Origin of the sequence: Streptomyces sp. CC228A, assembly GCF_021390935.1 — a bacterium.
Taxonomy (GTDB): Bacteria; Actinomycetota; Actinomycetes; order Streptomycetales; family Streptomycetaceae; genus Streptomyces.
This window is the reverse complement of record NZ_JAJPUI010000001.1, coordinates 719,020-735,009: the sequence shown is the minus strand read 5'-3', so window position 1 is coordinate 735,009 and position 15,990 is coordinate 719,020. Positions and strand designations below refer to the sequence as shown.

General features: G+C 75.9%; 13 protein-coding genes and 3 pseudogenes. 4 read left to right on the top strand and 12 right to left on the bottom strand.

Annotated elements, in window-relative coordinates; genetic code table 11:
- The first annotated feature begins 29 nt into the window (after positions 1 to 29).
- Complete coding sequence (locus L6E17_RS03300; RefSeq protein ID WP_236239243.1) at positions 30 to 626, top strand: TetR/AcrR family transcriptional regulator; 597 nt, start codon at positions 30 to 32, stop codon at positions 624 to 626.
- Between the two features lie 157 nt (positions 627 to 783).
- Here L6E17_RS03300 and L6E17_RS03295 read toward each other — a convergent pair whose 3' ends face one another.
- From L6E17_RS03295 to L6E17_RS03285, 3 genes are all read right to left on the bottom strand, one after another.
- Complete coding sequence (locus tag L6E17_RS03295; RefSeq protein WP_236239242.1) at positions 784 to 1,995, bottom strand: acyl-CoA dehydrogenase family protein; 1,212 nt, start codon at positions 1,993 to 1,995, stop codon at positions 784 to 786.
- Positions 1,996 to 2,002: 7 nt separating this feature from the next.
- Positions 2,003 to 3,025 (bottom strand): phosphotransferase family protein, encoded by a 1,023-nt coding sequence (locus L6E17_RS03290; protein WP_236239241.1) that lies wholly within the window; start codon positions 3,023 to 3,025, stop codon positions 2,003 to 2,005.
- Between the two features lie 362 nt (positions 3,026 to 3,387).
- Positions 3,388 to 3,684 (bottom strand): hypothetical protein, encoded by a 297-nt coding sequence (locus tag L6E17_RS03285; RefSeq protein WP_236239240.1) that lies wholly within the window; start codon positions 3,682 to 3,684, stop codon positions 3,388 to 3,390.
- A 110-nt stretch (positions 3,685 to 3,794) separates the two neighbouring features.
- On the opposite strand from L6E17_RS03285, the gene L6E17_RS03280 reads away from it, so the two are divergent.
- Positions 3,795 to 4,730: an NADP-dependent oxidoreductase gene (locus L6E17_RS03280; protein WP_236239239.1), complete on the top strand. Its 936-nt coding sequence runs from the start codon at positions 3,795 to 3,797 to the stop codon at positions 4,728 to 4,730.
- Between the two features lie 185 nt (positions 4,731 to 4,915).
- On the opposite strand, the gene L6E17_RS03275 is transcribed toward L6E17_RS03280, so the two are convergent.
- The 3 genes and pseudogenes from L6E17_RS03275 to L6E17_RS03265 all read right to left on the bottom strand — a co-directional run.
- Positions 4,916 to 5,233 carry a DUF202 domain-containing protein gene (locus L6E17_RS03275; RefSeq protein WP_236239632.1) on the bottom strand — a complete coding sequence of 106 codons (318 nt, stop codon included), beginning with the start codon at positions 5,231 to 5,233 and terminating at the stop codon, positions 4,916 to 4,918.
- Entirely contained in the window at positions 5,230 to 5,622 is a 393-nt protein-coding gene (locus tag L6E17_RS03270; RefSeq protein WP_236239631.1) for a DUF202 domain-containing protein, read from the bottom strand. The genes L6E17_RS03275 and L6E17_RS03270 overlap by 4 nt, the downstream gene beginning before the upstream one ends.
- A 784-nt stretch (positions 5,623 to 6,406) precedes the next feature.
- Positions 6,407 to 6,928: pseudogene (locus L6E17_RS03265) on the bottom strand (NUDIX hydrolase); the annotation flags it as partial.
- Between the two features lie 284 nt (positions 6,929 to 7,212).
- Here L6E17_RS03265 and L6E17_RS03260 point away from each other — a divergent pair.
- Positions 7,213 to 7,386 carry a CsbD family protein gene (locus tag L6E17_RS03260; protein WP_236239630.1) on the top strand — a complete coding sequence of 58 codons (174 nt, stop codon included), beginning with the start codon at positions 7,213 to 7,215 and terminating at the stop codon, positions 7,384 to 7,386.
- A 186-nt stretch (positions 7,387 to 7,572) separates the two neighbouring features.
- Positions 7,573 to 9,228: an FAD-binding dehydrogenase gene (locus tag L6E17_RS03255; RefSeq protein ID WP_236239238.1), complete on the top strand. Its 1,656-nt coding sequence runs from the start codon at positions 7,573 to 7,575 to the stop codon at positions 9,226 to 9,228.
- A gap of 83 nt (positions 9,229 to 9,311) precedes the next feature.
- Here L6E17_RS03255 and L6E17_RS03250 read toward each other — a convergent pair whose 3' ends face one another.
- The 6 genes and pseudogenes from L6E17_RS03250 to xylB all read right to left on the bottom strand — a co-directional run bounded on the left by L6E17_RS03250 (position 9,312) and on the right by xylB (position 15,908).
- Positions 9,312 to 9,704 (bottom strand): DUF4440 domain-containing protein, encoded by a 393-nt coding sequence (locus L6E17_RS03250; protein ID WP_308315832.1) that lies wholly within the window; start codon positions 9,702 to 9,704, stop codon positions 9,312 to 9,314.
- Positions 9,693 to 10,112: pseudogene (locus tag L6E17_RS03245) on the bottom strand (ASCH domain-containing protein); the annotation flags it as partial. The gene L6E17_RS03250 and the pseudogene L6E17_RS03245, both read right to left, overlap by 12 nt.
- 209 nt (positions 10,113 to 10,321) lie before the next feature.
- Positions 10,322 to 10,828, bottom strand: coding sequence for a gluconokinase (locus L6E17_RS03240; protein ID WP_236239237.1), 507 nt, complete (start codon positions 10,826 to 10,828; stop codon positions 10,322 to 10,324).
- Positions 10,829 to 11,063: 235 nt separating this feature from the next.
- Entirely contained in the window at positions 11,064 to 11,984 is a 921-nt protein-coding gene (locus L6E17_RS03235; RefSeq protein ID WP_236239628.1) for a pseudouridine synthase, read from the bottom strand.
- A 187-nt stretch (positions 11,985 to 12,171) separates the two neighbouring features.
- A complete protein-coding gene (gene yicI / locus L6E17_RS03230; RefSeq protein ID WP_236239236.1) occupies positions 12,172 to 14,445 on the bottom strand; it encodes an alpha-xylosidase in 2,274 nt (757 codons plus the stop codon).
- Positions 14,442 to 15,908 (bottom strand): annotated as a pseudogene (gene xylB / locus L6E17_RS03225) (xylulokinase). Before xylB ends, yicI begins: the two are co-directional and overlap by 4 nt.
- Between the last annotated feature and the right edge of the window lie 82 nt (positions 15,909 to 15,990).

The following is a 15,990-nucleotide window of genomic DNA, read 5'->3' as shown; positions in this document are numbered from 1 at the left end:
GGCACGAACATGAGGAAGAGGTGGCGGCGATGGCCAGGACGACGGACGGGAGCGGCACCACACCCGTCCCCGGCAGGCTGCTGGCCGCCGCCACCCGGCTCTTCGCGGAGCAGGGCTACGACCGCACCTCCGTCCAGGAGATCGTCGAGGCCGCCGGGGTCACGAAGGGCGCCCTCTACCACTACTTCGGGTCGAAGGAGGACCTCCTCCAGGAGGTGTACGCGCGCGTGCTGCGCCTCCAGCAGGAGCGTCTCGACGCCTTCGCCGGCGCGGACGCGCCCGTGGAGCAGCGGCTGCGCGACGCCGCCGCGGACGTGGTCGTCACCACCATCGACAACCTCGACGACGCGGCGATCTTCTTCCGCTCCATGCACCACCTGAGCCCTGAGAAGAACCGGCAGGTGCGGGCCGAGCGCCGCCGCTACCACGAGAGGTTCCGCGCCCTGGTCGAGGAGGGGCAGCGCAGCGGCGTCTTCTCCTCCGCCACGCCCGCGGACCTGGTGGTCGACTACCACTTCGGCTCGGTCCACCACCTGTCCACGTGGTACCGACCGGACGGGCCGCTGAGCCCGCAGCAGGTCGCCGACCACCTGGCCGACCTCCTGCTGCGGGCCCTCCGGCCGTAACCGCCGCGGGAGCGCCCCCGCACGCGCCCCCGGCGGCCGCGCCGGAGCCCCGCCCGCCGCACGCGAGCGTGCGCCCGCACGGCACCGCGACCGGCTCGGCCCCCGAGGCGCACCGGGTGCCCCGGCCGGGCGGCCTCCCGGCGCCCGGCCGCGCGGCTCACCCGTACGCCTTCAGCTCCCGCCGGGCCAGGGACCGCTGGTGGACCTCGTCGGGGCCGTCGGCGAGTTGCAGGGTCCGTGCCGCCGCCCACAGCTCCGCCAGCGGGAAGTCCTGGCTCACCCCGCCCGCGCCGTGCAGCTGCACCGCCCGGTCCAGGATGTCCACCACCGTCCTCGGGGTGGCGATCTTGATGGCCTGGATCTCCGTGTGCGCGCCCTTGTTGCCCACGGTGTCCATGAGCCACGCGGTCTTCAGCACCAGCAGCCGCAGCTGCTCGATCGCCACGCGGGCGTCCGCGATCCACGCCTGGACCTGCCCCTGCGCGGCGAGCGGCCTGCCGAAGGCCGTACGGGACACCGCCCGGCGGCACATCAGCTCGACGGCGCGCTCCGCCATCCCGATGAGGCGCATGCAGTGGTGGATGCGGCCGGGACCCAGCCTGGCCTGCGCGATGGCGAAGCCGCCGCCCTCCTCGCCCACCAGGTTCGCGACGGGCACCCGCACGCCGTCGAACACCACCTCGGCGTGCCCGCCGTGGTGGTGGTCCTCGTAGCCGTACACCCGCATCGCGCGGCGCACCTCGACGCCCGGGGCGTCCCGCGGGACGAGCACCATGGACTGCTGCCGCCGGATGTCTCCGTCCGGGTCGGTCTTCCCCATGACGATGAACACCCGGCAGTCCGGGTTCATGGCACCGGAGATGTACCACTTCCGCCCGGTGACGACGTACTCGTCGCCGTCCCGCTCGATGCGGGTCTCGATGTTCGTCGCGTCGGAGGAGGCGACGTCCGGCTCCGTCATCGCGAACGCCGACCGGATCTCCCCGCGCAGCAGCGGCTCCAGCCAGCGCTTGCGCTGCTCCTCGCTCCCGAACTGGGCCAGCACCTCCATGTTCCCGGTGTCGGGCGCGGCGCAGTTGAGGGCGGTGGGGGCGAGCTGGGGTGAGCGGCCGGTGAGCTCGGCGAGCGGCGCGTACTGGAGGTTGGTCAGCCCGGCGCCGTACTCCTCGTCGGGGAGGAAGAGGTTCCACAGGCCCTGCCTGCGGGCCTCCGCCTTCAGTTCCTCCACCACCGGCGGGGTGTCCCAGGGCGAGGCGAGCGCGGCCCGCTGCTCCTCGGCGACCGGCTCCGCCGGGTACACGTACGCGTCCAGGAAGGCGAGCAGGCGTGCCCGCAGCTCCTCGGTGCGGGCGTCGAACGCGAAGTCCATGTCCGGATCAGCCTTCCTGCAGGGTGGTGAGCCCGTGCTCGATGAAGACGGGGACCAGCTCCCCGATGCGGTCGAAGCCGGCGCCGACCGTCCGGCCGAGGGTGTAGCGGTAGTGGATGCCCTCCAGGATCACGGCGAGCTTGAACCGGGCGAACGCGGTGTACCAGGCGATCGCGGAGGTGTCGCGCCCGGAGCGGACGGCGTAGCGCTCCACCAGCTCGCCGGGGGAGGGGTGGCCGGGGGCCGCGGCCGTGGTGCTGACGGGCGGGCCCGGCAGGTCCAGCGGCGTGCTGTACATGACCAGCAGCCCGAGGTCGGTCAGCGGGTCGCCCAGCGTGGACATCTCCCAGTCGAGGACCGCCCGCAGGGTGTCGTCCTCCCCGATGAGGGCGTTGTCGAGGCGGTAGTCGCCGTGGACGACGGTGGCGTACGGGGATGCGGGGAGCGACCGGCCGAGGGAGGCGTGCAGTTCGTCGATGCCCGCCAGGTCCCTGCCCCGGGAGGCGGCCAGCTGCTTGCCCCAGCGGCGCAGTTGCCGGTCCAGGAAGCCGTCGGGCCGGCCGAAGTCGCCGAGGCCGACCGCGTCCGGGTCGACGGCGTGCAGGTCGACGAGCGTGTCCAGCAGGTTCAGCACGGCCCCCCGGGTGCGGGCGGGCCCCAGCGCGGCCAGCTGGTCCGCGGTGCGGTAGGGCGTGCCGTCCACGTGCTCCATGACGTAGAAGGGCGCGCCGAGGACGGTCTCGTCCTCGCACAGCAGCAGCGCGGCCGGCACGGGCACGGGGGTGTCGCGCAGGGCGCTGATCACCCGGTGCTCGCGCCGCATGTCGTGCGCGGTGGCCAGCACGTGCCCGAGCGGCGGCCGCCGCACCACCCAGCGGGAGGTGCCGTCCGTGACCGCGTACGTGAGGTTCGACCGGCCGCCCTCGATGAGCCGGCCGCGCAGCGGCCCCCTCACCAGCCCCGGCCGCTCCCGGTCCAGCAGCCCGCGCAACTGCTCGGGGTCGAGTCCTGGCGGCGGGGCGAGGCTCATGGGCGTACCTCCGGACGGTCGCGTCGATCGGGCCGGGGCGCCGCGGGCGGCGCCCCCGACGCATGATGACCGACCAGTCGGTATGCCGTCTAGGGGGAAGCTGTGTCAGACGTCGCGCCTCGTCCCGGCGCGTGCCGCCTTCCGCCGGAGGGTGTCCGCCGGGGCCGGCTGCCGCTCCGAGGCCCGCGCTCCGCCCGCCGGGCCGTGGCGCGGAAGGGCCGGGTGCGGCACTCGGCGCCCGTCAGGGAGCGCCGAGTGGTCAACGCGCGGGCCGGCGGGCCCGGCGGCTTCCGGGCCGCCCTCCCCGTGGCGCCGCAGGCCCGGAAGGCGGGCCGGGTGAGGCCCGGCGGGCGGGCGCGGTGCTAGTGGTCGTCCCAGTGGCCGTCGTGGGCGGCGTGCCGGTGGCCGTCGTGGACGTAGTCGACGTGGTCGCCGTGGGCCACGGCGGGGTGCCCGCAGTTGTCCCCGTGCTCGTGCGCGTGCCCGCTGTGGGCGATGTGCTCGCCCGGTTCGCACTCGTCCCAGTGTCCCGAGTGCTCGCGGTGCAGGTGCCCGTCGTGGGCGTAGTCGATGTGGTCCCCGTGTACGACGGACTGGTGACCGCACGCCGGGCCGTGTTCGTGCGCGTGCCCCACGTGTTCCTTGTGCAGGACCGTCATGGCGGAGCCTTTCGTCCTGGCGAGTCGGCTGACGCCACCAGAGTAATCCTATTTGTCCGATTGATCACCTTGGGTTGCGGGCGCCCCGGGAGCGCCGCAGGGTCGGTTCCATGAAGGCGATCCACTACCGCCGCTACGGCGGACCGGAGGTCCTGGAGTTCGGCGAGCTGCCCGACCCCAAGGTCGGCCCCGACAAGGTCCTGGTCAAGGTGCGCGCGGCGGCCGTCAACCCGGTGGACTGGAAGTGCCAGGCCGGCTACATGGACACCGTCCTCGACACGGTCTTCCCCGTCGTCCCCGGCTGGGACGTGTCCGGTGTCGTCGTCCAGCCGGGCGTGTCCGTCCCCGAGTTCGCCGTCGGCGACGAGGTCATGGGGTACGTCCGCGAGGACGTCCTGTGCCACGGCACCTTCGCCGAGTACGTCGCCGCCCCCGTGCGGACCCTGGCCCGCAAGCCGCGCGGGCTCAGCTTCGAGGAGGCGGCGGCGCTGCCGCTCGTCGGCCTCACCGCGTACCAGGTCATCACCCGTGCCCTGCGCCTCCGGGAGGGCGAGACCCTGCTCGTGCACGCCGCCGCGGGCGGCGTCGGCGCCATGGCCGTCCAGCTCGCCCGCCACCTGGGCGCCGACGTGATCGGCGCGGTACGGGAGAGCGGCGTGGAGCGCGTGCAGGAGCTGGGCGCTCGGCCCGTCGTGTACGGGGACCGGTTCGTCTCCCGGGTCCGCGAGCTGGCGCCGCACGGCGTGCAGGCGGCCTTCGACACGCTCGGCGGCCAGAGCCTCAAGGACTCCGCGAACGTCCTGGCCCCCGAAGGGCGCCTGGCGTCGATCGCGGACGGCGACGTGGTCGGCCTGGGCGGCCGGTACGTCTTCGTCCGCCCCGACGCCGAGGACCTCGCCGCGCTGGCGGCGCTCGCCGAGGAGGGCGTCCTGTCGGTCCACGTGGCCAGGACCTTCCCCCTGGAGGAGGCCGCAGACGCCCAGCGGGCCAACCAGGAGGGCGGCCTGCAGGGCAAGGTCGTGGTCACGGTGGACCGGGCCGACTGAAGCCGCGCCCGACCGCGGCCGGGCACGGCACCGCCCGGCGCGGCGGTGCACGGTGGGGGGTTCGCGGCGCGGCGGTGTCCGGCAGGCGGGACCGGGAGAGCCGCCCCGGCAGCAGCCGCCCCTGTACGGCAGCAGCCGCCCCGGCGGCCGGGTGCGGCAGCGAGGGCGCGGACCGCCGCCGCGGCTCACACCACCACGGCCACCGCGAACGCCGCCAGCGCCAGGGTGCAGCCCACCGCCGCGGAGGCCGCCCGGGGGCTCAGGGCCTCGGGGCGCACGGACCCCAGCGCGCGGATCCTGCGGTGCGCCACGCCCAGGAGCGCCGCCCACACCAGCAGCGAGAGCCACGCCCCCAGCAGGCCGGCCGACGTCGCCCCGTCGTGCAGTGCCTGACGCGCCGCCAGCACGGCCACGACGGTGGACGACAGCGTCGTACGCCGCCACGCCAGGCGCGTCCGCTCCGGCTGCAGCCCCGGGTCGCGGAGCCCGAGCCCCCCGGTCACCCGGCCCACCCGAACAGCACCACCAGCACCATCGCGGCCGCCACCAGCGCCACCGCCGCCCCCAGCAGTGCCGGGAACCGGCTGACCGGCAGGTCCTCCCCGCGCCGCATGGCCCGCTCGCAGCGGATCCAGTGGTTCACCGCGCGTACCGTGCACAGCACCCCCGCGCCGATCAGCGTCAGCGCCAGGCCCACCCGGACCCCCCACCGCAGGTCGGGGAGGAACTGGTCCACGGCGAAGCCGCCGCCGACCAGGGCGAGCCCGGTGCGCAGCCACGCGAGGAAGGTCCGCTCGTTGGCGAGCGAGAAACGGTAGTCGGGCGTCTCGCCCTCCTCCCGGACCCGCTGCGGCGCGAACCACAACCGCACGTCCCGCAGACTCCGTCCGATGCCACTCACACCCGCACCCTAACCGCGTCCCGCCGGCGCCGCCCCCCAGCCTGCGGGAATGACACCCCGCACCCTCCTGCTGCCCGGCTACGAGGCGGAGTCCCGCGCGCTGTCCGCCGGGGAGGCCCGGCTGACCGCCGCGGAAGACCTGGCGGCCCGCCCCGAGTTCTGGTGCCTGCACCTCCGCCTGCCGCTGACCGGCCCGCAGGGATCGCTCCTCGGGCCGTACGGGCTCGACGGCGCGGACCTGGACGCGGTGTGGGAGCGGCTGGGGGACGAGCGGGACTGGCCCGTGCTGCGCGTCCCGTGCGACGAAGGCGGTGCAGCGGCCGTCGTCTACCGCAACAGCCCGGACGGCCCAGGCGTCGACTGCTTCCTCCGGCACACCGGCCGGCCCGCCCTCGACTGGCTCGCTCGCGACCACGCCACCGCCCCGGGGCGCGGCCTGCCCTGGTGTGAACCGGCCGCCCTCGCGGAGGCCGTACCGGCCGGAGCCGGTCCCGCTGACGGCCTCACCGATCCCGCCGAGCGCCTTCTGCTGCTGCTTGCCCTGCTCCGGGACCCCGAGGCGGAGGCACCCGCCGACGCCCCCGGACCGTCGCCCGCCCGCTCCGCCGGGTGGGCCCGCCCCGGCGGTACGCGCAGCAGCCCGCCGTACGGCTCGTGGACGGCACCCTCTGACCGGGCGGGCCTGCCCGCAGCAGCCGGCCGCGCATCGGGCGGCCGCCCGGCCCCGCACCCGGCCGGCCGCGCCGCCGCCGAGGCCCCCGGGGGCCGCCCGGTCACCCCGGCGGGCCTCCCGCAGGCGCTGCCACGCCGCCAGGCCGTCCGGCACCCACTGCCACGCGGGGAGGCGCTCCGCGAGCTCCGCCTCCGGCAGGAAGGCGTGCCAGGCCACCTCCGACTCCTGCGGGGCGACCGGCAGGGTGCAGCGCACCTCGTACACCCACGACCACCACGAGCCCCGCCCGCCCGGCCCGTCGTCGTACAGGAACTTCAGCACCGGCACGGGGCGCGGCAGCCCCCGCACGCCGAGCTCCTCCTCGGCCTCCCGCAGCGCCGCGCCGTCGTACGACTCCCCCGCGCCCACCACACCGCCCACGAACATGTCGTACAGCGAAGGGAAGACCAGCTTCGTCGCGGTCCGCCGGTGCACGAACACGCGGTCCTCGGCGTCCCGGGCCAGGACGAACACGCAGCGGTGCCGCAGCCCGCGCGCGTACACCTCGCCCCGGGGCAGCCGCCCCACCACCTCGTCGTGCTCGTCGACGACGTCGAGCACCTCGTCCGCGGACGCTTTCCCCATCTCCGTCCCTGCCCTTCCCGCGTCGGACCAGCCGGGAGCACAGGCTACTGAGGACAGGCTGCTGAGGGCGGGCAGACGGCAGGCAAGCGACCGTGCCGAGGACCCGGCACCGGGTGCGGGTCCGCCCGGCACGCCGCTCCCGCCGTGCGCCCCGAGCGGCACGCCCCCCGGCCGTCGCGTCCCGACGCATGGCCGCGGGCTGCGCGGGAACCCGCCCGGTACGCATGGTGCTCCCGGCGGTTCATCGGGCCGCCGGTCGGCACACCGACCAGGAGGTGTGGAACATGGCCGCCGGCAAGAAGGCCAAGAACATCGGCACGACCGCGAAGGGCAAGGCCAAGGAGGCCGCGGGCCGGGCTGTCGGCAACGAGAGCCTGGAAGCGAAGGGGCGCGCCGAGCAGGCGAAGGGCGACGCCAAGCAGGCGGCCGAGAAGGCCAAGGACACGTTCAGGCACTGACCGGCCCGCTTCACCACCGGCCGCCCGGCGCTCCCGCCGGGCGGCCGGCCGCCGTGCGCGGACGCGGGGGGAACGGGCCGCCCGCCGACGAGGAGCGGTCCGGGAGGTTGACGCGCTACTGCCCGGTACAGAAGATCGGAGCACTCCGCGCACCCCGCGTCCCGGCCCCGGAAGGACGGATCCCCCATGGCGTACGACGCTGATGTGATCGTGATCGGGGCGGGACTCGCCGGTCTGGCCGCCACCGCGGAACTCGTCGACGCCGGGCGCAGCGTCATCCTGCTCGACCAGGAGCCCGAGCAGTCCCTCGGCGGCCAGGCCCACTGGTCCTTCGGCGGGCTCTTCCTCGTCGACTCGCCCGAGCAGCGCAGGCTGCGGATCCGCGACAGCCGCGAGCTCGCCCTGCAGGACTGGCTGGGCACGGCCGGCTTCGACCGCCCCGAGGACCGGTGGCCCCGCAGGTGGGCGGAGGCGTACGTCGACTTCGCGGCCGGGGAGAAGCGCGCCTGGCTGCGCGGCCAGGGCGTGCGCTTCTTCCCCGTCGTCGGCTGGGCCGAGCGCGGCGGGTACGACGCCACCGGCCACGGCAACTCCGTGCCCCGCTTCCACATCACGTGGGGGACGGGTCCGGGCCTCGTCGCCCCGTTCGAGCGGCGGGTCCGGGCGGGAGCCGCCCGCGGCCTCGTGCAGCTGCGGTTCCGTCACCGCGTGACCGGCCTCAGCCGCACCGCGGGCGCCGTCGACACCGTCAGCGGCGAGGTGCTCGCCCCGTCCGCCGCCGCACGCGGCACCGCGAGCAGCCGCGACACCACCGGCCGGTTCGCGTACCGCGCCCAGGCGGTGGTCATCGCCTCCGGCGGCATCGGCGGCAACCACGACCTGGTCCGCGCCCAGTGGCCCGAGCGGCTCGGCACGCCGCCCCGGCGGCTGCTGTCCGGCGTCCCCGCGCACGTCGACGGCCTCATGCTCGGCATCGCCGAGGAGGCGGGCGCCCACCACGTCAACCGCGACCGCATGTGGCACTACACCGAGGGCATCGCCAACCACAGCCCGCTGTGGCCCCGGCACGGCATCCGCATCCTGCCCGGACCGTCCAGCCTCTGGCTCGACGCCCGCGGCCGCCGCCTGCCGGTCCCGCTGTTCCCCGGCTTCGACACGCTCGGCACCCTCGAACACATCATGAGGTCCGGCCACGAGCACACCTGGTTCGTCCTCAACCAGCGGATCATCGGCAAGGAGTTCGCGCTCTCCGGGTCGGAGCAGAACCCCGACCTCACCGGCAAGTCCGTCCGCGGCGTCCTCGCCCGCGCCCGCACCGACGTGCCCGCGCCCGTGCGGGCCTTCATGGACAAGGGCGCCGACTTCGTCGTCGAGCCGGACCTCGCGGCCCTGGTGCGCGGCATGAACGCGCTCACGGACGAGCCGCTCATCGACGAGGCCGAGTTGCGCCGCGAGATCGTCGCCCGGGACCGGGAGACCGCCCACCCCTTCACCAAGGACCTCCAGGTCACCGCCATCCGGGGCGCCCGCGGCTACCTCGGCGACCGGCTCATCCGCACGGTGGCCCCGCACCGCCTCCTCGACCCGGAGGCGGGCCCGCTCGTCGCGGTGCGCCTCCGCATCCTCACCCGCAAGTCGCTGGGCGGTCTGGAGACCGACCTGTCGTCCCGGGTGCTGACCCCGGACGGCGAGCCGCTGCCCGGCGTGTACGCGGCCGGTGAGGCCGCCGGCTTCGGCGGCGGCGGGGTCCACGGCTACCGCTCCCTGGAGGGCACCTTCCTCGGCGGCTGCCTCTTCTCCGGCCGCACGGCGGGCCGGGCCGCCGCCCGCGCCGTCGCCTGAACGGCCCTCACGGGCGCGGGAGCCCCTGAACGGCCCTCACGGGCGCGGCAGCCGCAGCGGCACCCGGTCACCTGCCGCGGCGTTCACCGGTGCTCCGGCGGCACCGGCGTCCCCTGGTGGTAGTAGAGCCGCCACAGGACCGCGTCCGGCTGCCTGCGCCACACGGAGCTGCGCCGCACGTGGCGGCCTCCGAAGGCGAGCTCGTACGTCAGGTGCACGATGTCCGGGGCCAGCAGGACGCCCCGCACACCGGCCGGCACGCAGGGGGCGCCCTGCCCGTCCAGCGCCGCGACGTCGTCCATGTCCGTGAGCGCGTCCAGCATCGCGGCACGCGTCCACCACCGCCCGGAGGCGCCGACCTCAGTGAACTCCGGGTCGAGCAGCCGTTCCGACTCCGCGCGGGACGCCCGCACGGACGGCTCCAGCAGGGCCAGTTCGCCCGCGACCGCCGCGGCGACCGGATCCAGTACCTCCACGACGCGGAACCGCTCGGCCACCACGCCGGTCGTGTCGTCGACGGTGAAGTCCGGGTCGCCCAGCGCCTCCCGCAGCTCCGCGCCGTGCCAGAACCGCTCGTGGGCGGCCCGCCACTCGGCGACGGACCGGTGGCCCTCGCCCTCGTCGACGGCGTGCCGCAGGTCCACCTCGCCGAGCGGCAGCACCCGTATGCCGGTGACCTCCACCACCGCCACCGGACGCCCGTCCGAGTCCAGCAGCGCCGACCGGTCGCCGGACGCGGGCAGCGGCTCCCCCTCCGCCTCGTATGCGGCGAGCAGCCCGGTCGTGGCGGTCTTCCGCCCCGTCAGCACGGCCGCCACCAGGCGGTCGCGCAGGGGGCCGGGGAAGGCCAGTTCGTACGGGGGCAGTGCAGGTGCGTCGGACATGCCGGGAAGTGTGCCACGCGCCCCCCGCCGGACGCCCCGGGGTTTCCGCGGCGCCCGGCGGTCGGGCGCCCGCGCCGGGCGGCGGCGGGCACCGGATGCCGGCCTCCGGTGCCCGGCGGTCGTCCCCGCCGCGGACCCGCAGCCCCGGCGCCGGGCCGGTGAGGCCGCGGCACCCCGCCGGGCCGAGGGCAGCGGATGCGTACGGACCGTCAGGTGAGGGCGCGCAGCGCGGCGACCGCCCGGTTCGCGGTCTCCTCAGGGGTGCCGGACACGTCGACGGCGACCCCGGCCTCGTCCTCGCCGAGCGGCTGGAGCGCCGCGTACTGGGAGTCCAGCAGCGCGGCCGGCATGAAGTGGCCCCGGCGCGCGGCCATCCGGCCCTCGATCAGCGCCCGGTCGCCGGTCAGGTGCAGGAAGACCAGCTCAGGGTGCGCCTCCCGCAGCCGGTCCCGGTAGGACCGCTTGAGCGCCGAGCTGCTCACCACACCGCCGAGGCCGGCCCGGCCGCGCGCCCACCGGCCGATCGCGTCCAGCCACGGCCACCGGTCGGCGTCCTCCAGCGGGACGCCGGCGGTCATCTTGGCGACGTTGGCCGGGGGGTGGAGGTCGTCGCCTTCCGCGAAGGGGACGCCCAGCCGGTCCGCGACCAGGGGGCCGACGGTGCTCTTGCCGGTGCCGGAGACCCCCATCACCGCCACGACGAGGGGTGTGCGCATACAGGCTCCACGGGCTGCTCGGATGTCGACGCGTGGGCGCCGCCGCCCACCGGCTCCACTCAAGCCCATGCGGCGCCACGCCTTCAAGCCCCGCCCCTCCCGACCCGCCCGAAGCTGCCCGAACCCGCTGCCGCACCCCCGGGCCCGCCCGGGCACCCCGCCCGTACACGGCCGGGCCCGCGAGCCCCGCCGCCTCCTTGCCCGGACCGACGCCCCCGCAGGGCGGACGAGGGTCTCAGCCGAGGGGCCCGAGCCGCAGCCGGCTCTCGAACCGCACCGGCGCCCCGGTGAACGGGTCGGTGAACTCCAGCGCCCGCGCCAGCAGTTGCAGCGGCCGGGTGAAGTCCTCCGGCCCGTCGTCCCGTACGACGGGGTACAGCGGATCGTGCAGGATCGGCACGCCCAGCCGGTTCATGTGCACCCGCAGCTGGTGGGTGCGCCCGGTCTGCGGCACCAGCCGGTACCGCGCGAGCCCGCCGCACTGCTCGACCAGTTCGACGCGGCTCTCGCTGTTCGGCTCGGCGCCCTCGACCTCGTACGCGTCCACCCGCCCCCGATCCTTGACGATGTGGCTGCGCACGGTGGCGGGCAGGTCGAGGCCGGGGGCGTGGGGCGCGACGGCCTCGTACTCCTTGCGCACCCGCCGGTCGCGGAACAGCGTCTGGTACGCCCCCCGGTCCTCGGCCCGTACGACGAACAGCACGAGGCCCGCGGTCAGCCGGTCCAGCCGGTGCGCGGGCTGGAGCTCCGGAAGGCCCAGCTCGCGCCGGAGCCGCGCGACGGCGGTCTCGGTGATGTGCCGCCCCCTCGGCGTGGTGGCGAGGAAGTGCGGCTTGTCGGCGACCAGGACCCGCTCGTCCCGGTGGACGACGCCGACCGGGAACGGCACGGGCTCCTCCGCGGGCAGCTCGCGGTGGAACCACACGTGCCGCCCGGACCGGTACGGCTCGTCCGCGGCCACGTGCCGCCCGTCGCCGCCGACGAACGCCCCTTCGGCGAGCATCGCGTCGACCCGCTCGACCCCGATGGCGGCGCCGTACCGCTCCACCAGGTGGTCCCGCACGGTCGGCCACCGGCCCTCCGGATCGGCCGGCAGCCGCACCCGCACGGGGTCCACCCCGTCCCGCTGCCCCAGCGGCGCCACCGGCGCCCTCATTCCACGACGACCCACCACCCCAACCTAACCCCCGGCCGGGCAGCCCGAGCGAGCCGTCCCGACGCCGGCAGGGCACCCGCCGGACGGAAGGGCACCCGCCGGACGGGAGGGGGCCCAGGCCGGCACCGGGGCGGCGCCCACCGCCGCGGGCACCGCCCCGCCCCGCGCCGGGCGGCGCCCCGCCGCCTCAGCTCCGCCGCACCACCACCTCGCCCGTGCCCCGCGCGCCGCCCAGCCCGGGCACCCGCACCCGGAACGGCCGGTCGGTGCCGAGCGCCGCGACCCGCAGACCGCCGGCCGGGTCCCGGGCCACGCGGAACTCCGCCGCCGGCTCCCCGCGGCCGTCCGGTACCGCCACCGACGCCCCGTCCGCGTCCGGCTGGACCAGCAGCGTCAGGTTCCCCAGCCAGTCGCCGTCCGGTCGCTGGTCGTCCGCCCCCAGCGGCAGCACCGCGCCCGGCCGCACGTACAGCGGGAGGCTGTCGAAGCCGTGCCGCTCCGTGCGCCAGCCCGGCCCGGTCACCCGCTCCCCGGTCAGCAGGTGCGTCCAGGTGCCCGCCGGCACGTAGAACTCCACCTCGCCGTCCGCCGAGAAGACCGGCGCCACCAGCAGGTCGGGCCCCAGCATGTACTGCCGGTCCAGCGTCCGGCACCCCGGGTCGTCGGGGAACTCCAGCAGCATCGGCCGCATCAGCGGCACCCCCGTCCGGTGCGCCTCGACGGCGGCCCCGTACAGGTACGGCATCAGCCGGTGCTTCAGCTCGGTGAACTGCCGGGCCACCTCGACGGCCTCGTCGCCGAACTCCCACGGCACCCGGTACGACATGTTGCCGTGCAGCCTGCTGTGCGAGGACAGCAGCCCGAAGGCCAGCCACCGCTTGAAGACGTCCGGCTCCGGCGTGCCCTCGAAGCCGCCGATGTCGTGGCTCCAGAAACCGAAGCCCGACAGGCTCAGCGACAGCCCGCCCCGCAGCGACTCCGCCATCGCCTCGAACGACGCGAAGCAGTCCCCGCCCCAGTGCACCGGGAACTGCTGCCCGCCCGCGGTGGCCGACCGGGCGAACAGGACGGCCTCGCCCCGCCCCCGCTCCTCCTCCAGCAGCTCGAAGACGCACTGGTTGTACAGGTGCGTGTAGTAGTTGTGCATGCGCTCCGGGTCGGAGCCGTCCCACCACACCGCGTCCGTCGGGATCCGCTCCCCGAAGTCCGTCTTGAAGCAGTCGACGCCCTGGTCCAGCAGCGCCTTGAGCTTGCCGCGGAACCAGGCCCGCGCGTCGGGGTTGGTGAAGTCCACCAGCGCCATCCCGGCCTGCCACAGGTCCCACTGCCAGATGTCGCCGCCGGGGCGCTGCACCAGGTACCCGAGCGCCGCGCCCTCCGCGAAGAGCGCGGACTTCTGCGCGATGTAGGGGTTGATCCACATGCTGATCCGCAGGCCCCGCTCCTTCAGCCGGGCCAGCATGCCCTCCGGGTCGGGGAAGGTCTCCGGGTCCCACTGGAAGTCCGACCACTGGTACTCGCGCATCCAGAAGCAGTCGAAGTGGAACACCGACAGCGGGATGTCCCGCTCCGCCATGCCGTCGACGAAGGACGCGACGGTCTCCTCGTCGTACGGCGTGCAGAAGGACGTGGTCAGCCACAGGCCGAACGACCACGCCGGGGGCAGCGCCGGGCGGCCCGTCAGCGCCGTGTACCGGGCCAGCACCTCCTTCGGGGTGGGCCCGGCCACCACGTAGTACTCCAGCGACTGGTCCTCGACGCTGAACTGGACCTGCCCCACCGACTCGGTGCCGATCTCGTACGACACCCGGCCCGGGTGGTTGACGAAGACGCCGTAGCCGCGCGACGACAGGTGGAAGGGGACGTTCTTGTACGCCTGCTCGCTGCTGGTGCCGCCGTCGGCCTGCCAGATGTCGACCGTCTGCCCGTTCCTCACGAACGGTGTGAAGCGCTCGCCGAGGCCGTAGACCTGCTCACCGACCGCCAGGGACAGCTGCGCCACCATGTGGTGCCCGCCGTCGGCGTCCACCGCGAACGCGGTGCCCTTGCCGCCGACCCCGGTCAGCCGCCGCCCGTCCGCGTCCAGGAAGTCCAGGCCCCACGGCTTCGACCGGTCCAGGCGCACGGTGAGCGGGCCGCTGGTCAGCTCGGTGACCGGGCCGTCGCGGCGGGTCCTGGCGAAGCCGCCCGCCCTCGCGTCGGCGCCGGTCAGGGCGAAGTCGGGACCGCGCGGGGCCCGCCCGGCGTGGTGGGTGGTGCGGACGCCGATGACGCCCTCGGCGGGGGAGAAGCACTCCACCGTCAGCAGGGGCGAGTTCAGCGTGTGCCCGCGGTGCTCGACGCGCCTGACCGCCGCGTAGGCGGTGAGGTGGTCGTCGCTGACGTGCACGTCGCGCACCTCGGTCGCGTACGAGGCGCGCACGCCGTCGCGCATCAGCCAGAAACCGTCGGTGAACTTCATCGGTGTCCCTGCGGGGTGAGGAGGGCGGGAGCGGCGCGGTCCAGCACGGCCGCGATCCGGGCCGACGCCGCGTGGTCCCGGCGGACGGGCGGCAGTGTCTCACCGCCGCCCGCGCCCCAGGCGGTCGCGATGGCCACCGGATCGCCGCCGGTGGCCGCCCCCGCGGCCAGGGCGGCGGCGCCGAGGGCGACGAGTTCGGTGCTGCGGGGAGGACGACCGGCCGCCGGACAGCCGCCGCACGGTCTCCACCCACGTACGGCCCCGGGCGCCGCCGCCGACCAGGCGCAGCGGCCCGTCGCCGCTGCCGCCGCGCCCGGCAGCTCCCTGAGGGCGCGCAGCAGCGTGAACACCGCGCCTTCGTAGGCGGCGCCGAGGAAGCTTGCTGCGGCGTGGTGGCGTGCCGCAGGCCCGTGAGCAGCCCGGCCGCGCCCGGCAGGTCGGGGGTGCGCTCCCCGTCCAGGTACGGCAGCAGGACGGTCTCGCCGCCCGGCTGCGCGTCGTCCCGGTCGAGGCCGAGCAGGGCGGCCACCTTGTCGACCGCCAGCGTGCAGTTGAGGGTGCAGCCGAGCGGCAGGAACGTGCCGGGGCGGTCGGTGGCGGCGAACCCGGCGAGCGCGGCGGCGGCGGGCCGGGTGCGGGTCGCCGCGAACACGGTGCCGGAGGTGCCGAGGGACACCACCGGGTGGTCCAGCAGCCCGGACGCGCCGAGCCCGAGTCCGACGGCCGCCGCCATGTTGTCGCCGGTCCCGGCCGCCACGGCGGCGCCTGCGGGCAGTCCCAGCGCCTCCGCCGCCGCGGCGGTCAGGCCCCACGCGGGCCGCACCGGTCGGCGCGACCTGCGGCAGCAGGGAGGCGTCCAGCCCGAGGAGGTCGAGCAGACCGCTGTCGTACGCGCCCGTCGCCGTGGAGTACCAGCAGGTCCCGGACGCGTCACCCGGGTCGGTGGCGGCGGTTCCCGCCAGCCGCTCGGTGAGGAAGTCGTGCGGCAGCCGCACGGCGGCCGCGGCCTCGGCGGTCCTGGGCTCGTGCTCGCGCAGCCACCGCCACTTCGCGGCCGTCATGGAGGCGACCGGCACGGAGCCGGTCCGCTCCAGCCAGGCCCGGCTGCCGCCGAGTTCCTCCGTCAGGGCGGCGGCCTGCGGCGCCGCGCGGGTGTCGTTCCACAGCATCGCGGGCCGCAGCGGCCGGCCCGCCGTGTCCAGGGCGACGAGCCCGTGCTGCTGCCCGGCCACCGCGATCCCGGCGACCGAGGCGGGCCGCGCGCCGGACTCCGCGAGCCCGGCGGCCACGGCGCCGGCGAGCGCGGTCCACCACTGCTCGGGGTCGCTCTCCCGGGCGCCGCCCTGCCCGCTCACGGTGTGCGCGGCGCGGCCGACGGCCAGGAGCCGGCCGGTGGCGGCGTCGACGACGGCCGCCTTGGTGGACTGCGTGGAGCTGTCCACGCCGATGACTACGGGGTCCATTCTTTTGATCGTACACACAACAAATCCGCCGCCACCAGGGTCCGCCGACGGGTGTCCTCTTGGCTGGAGCGCCCGCTTCGGC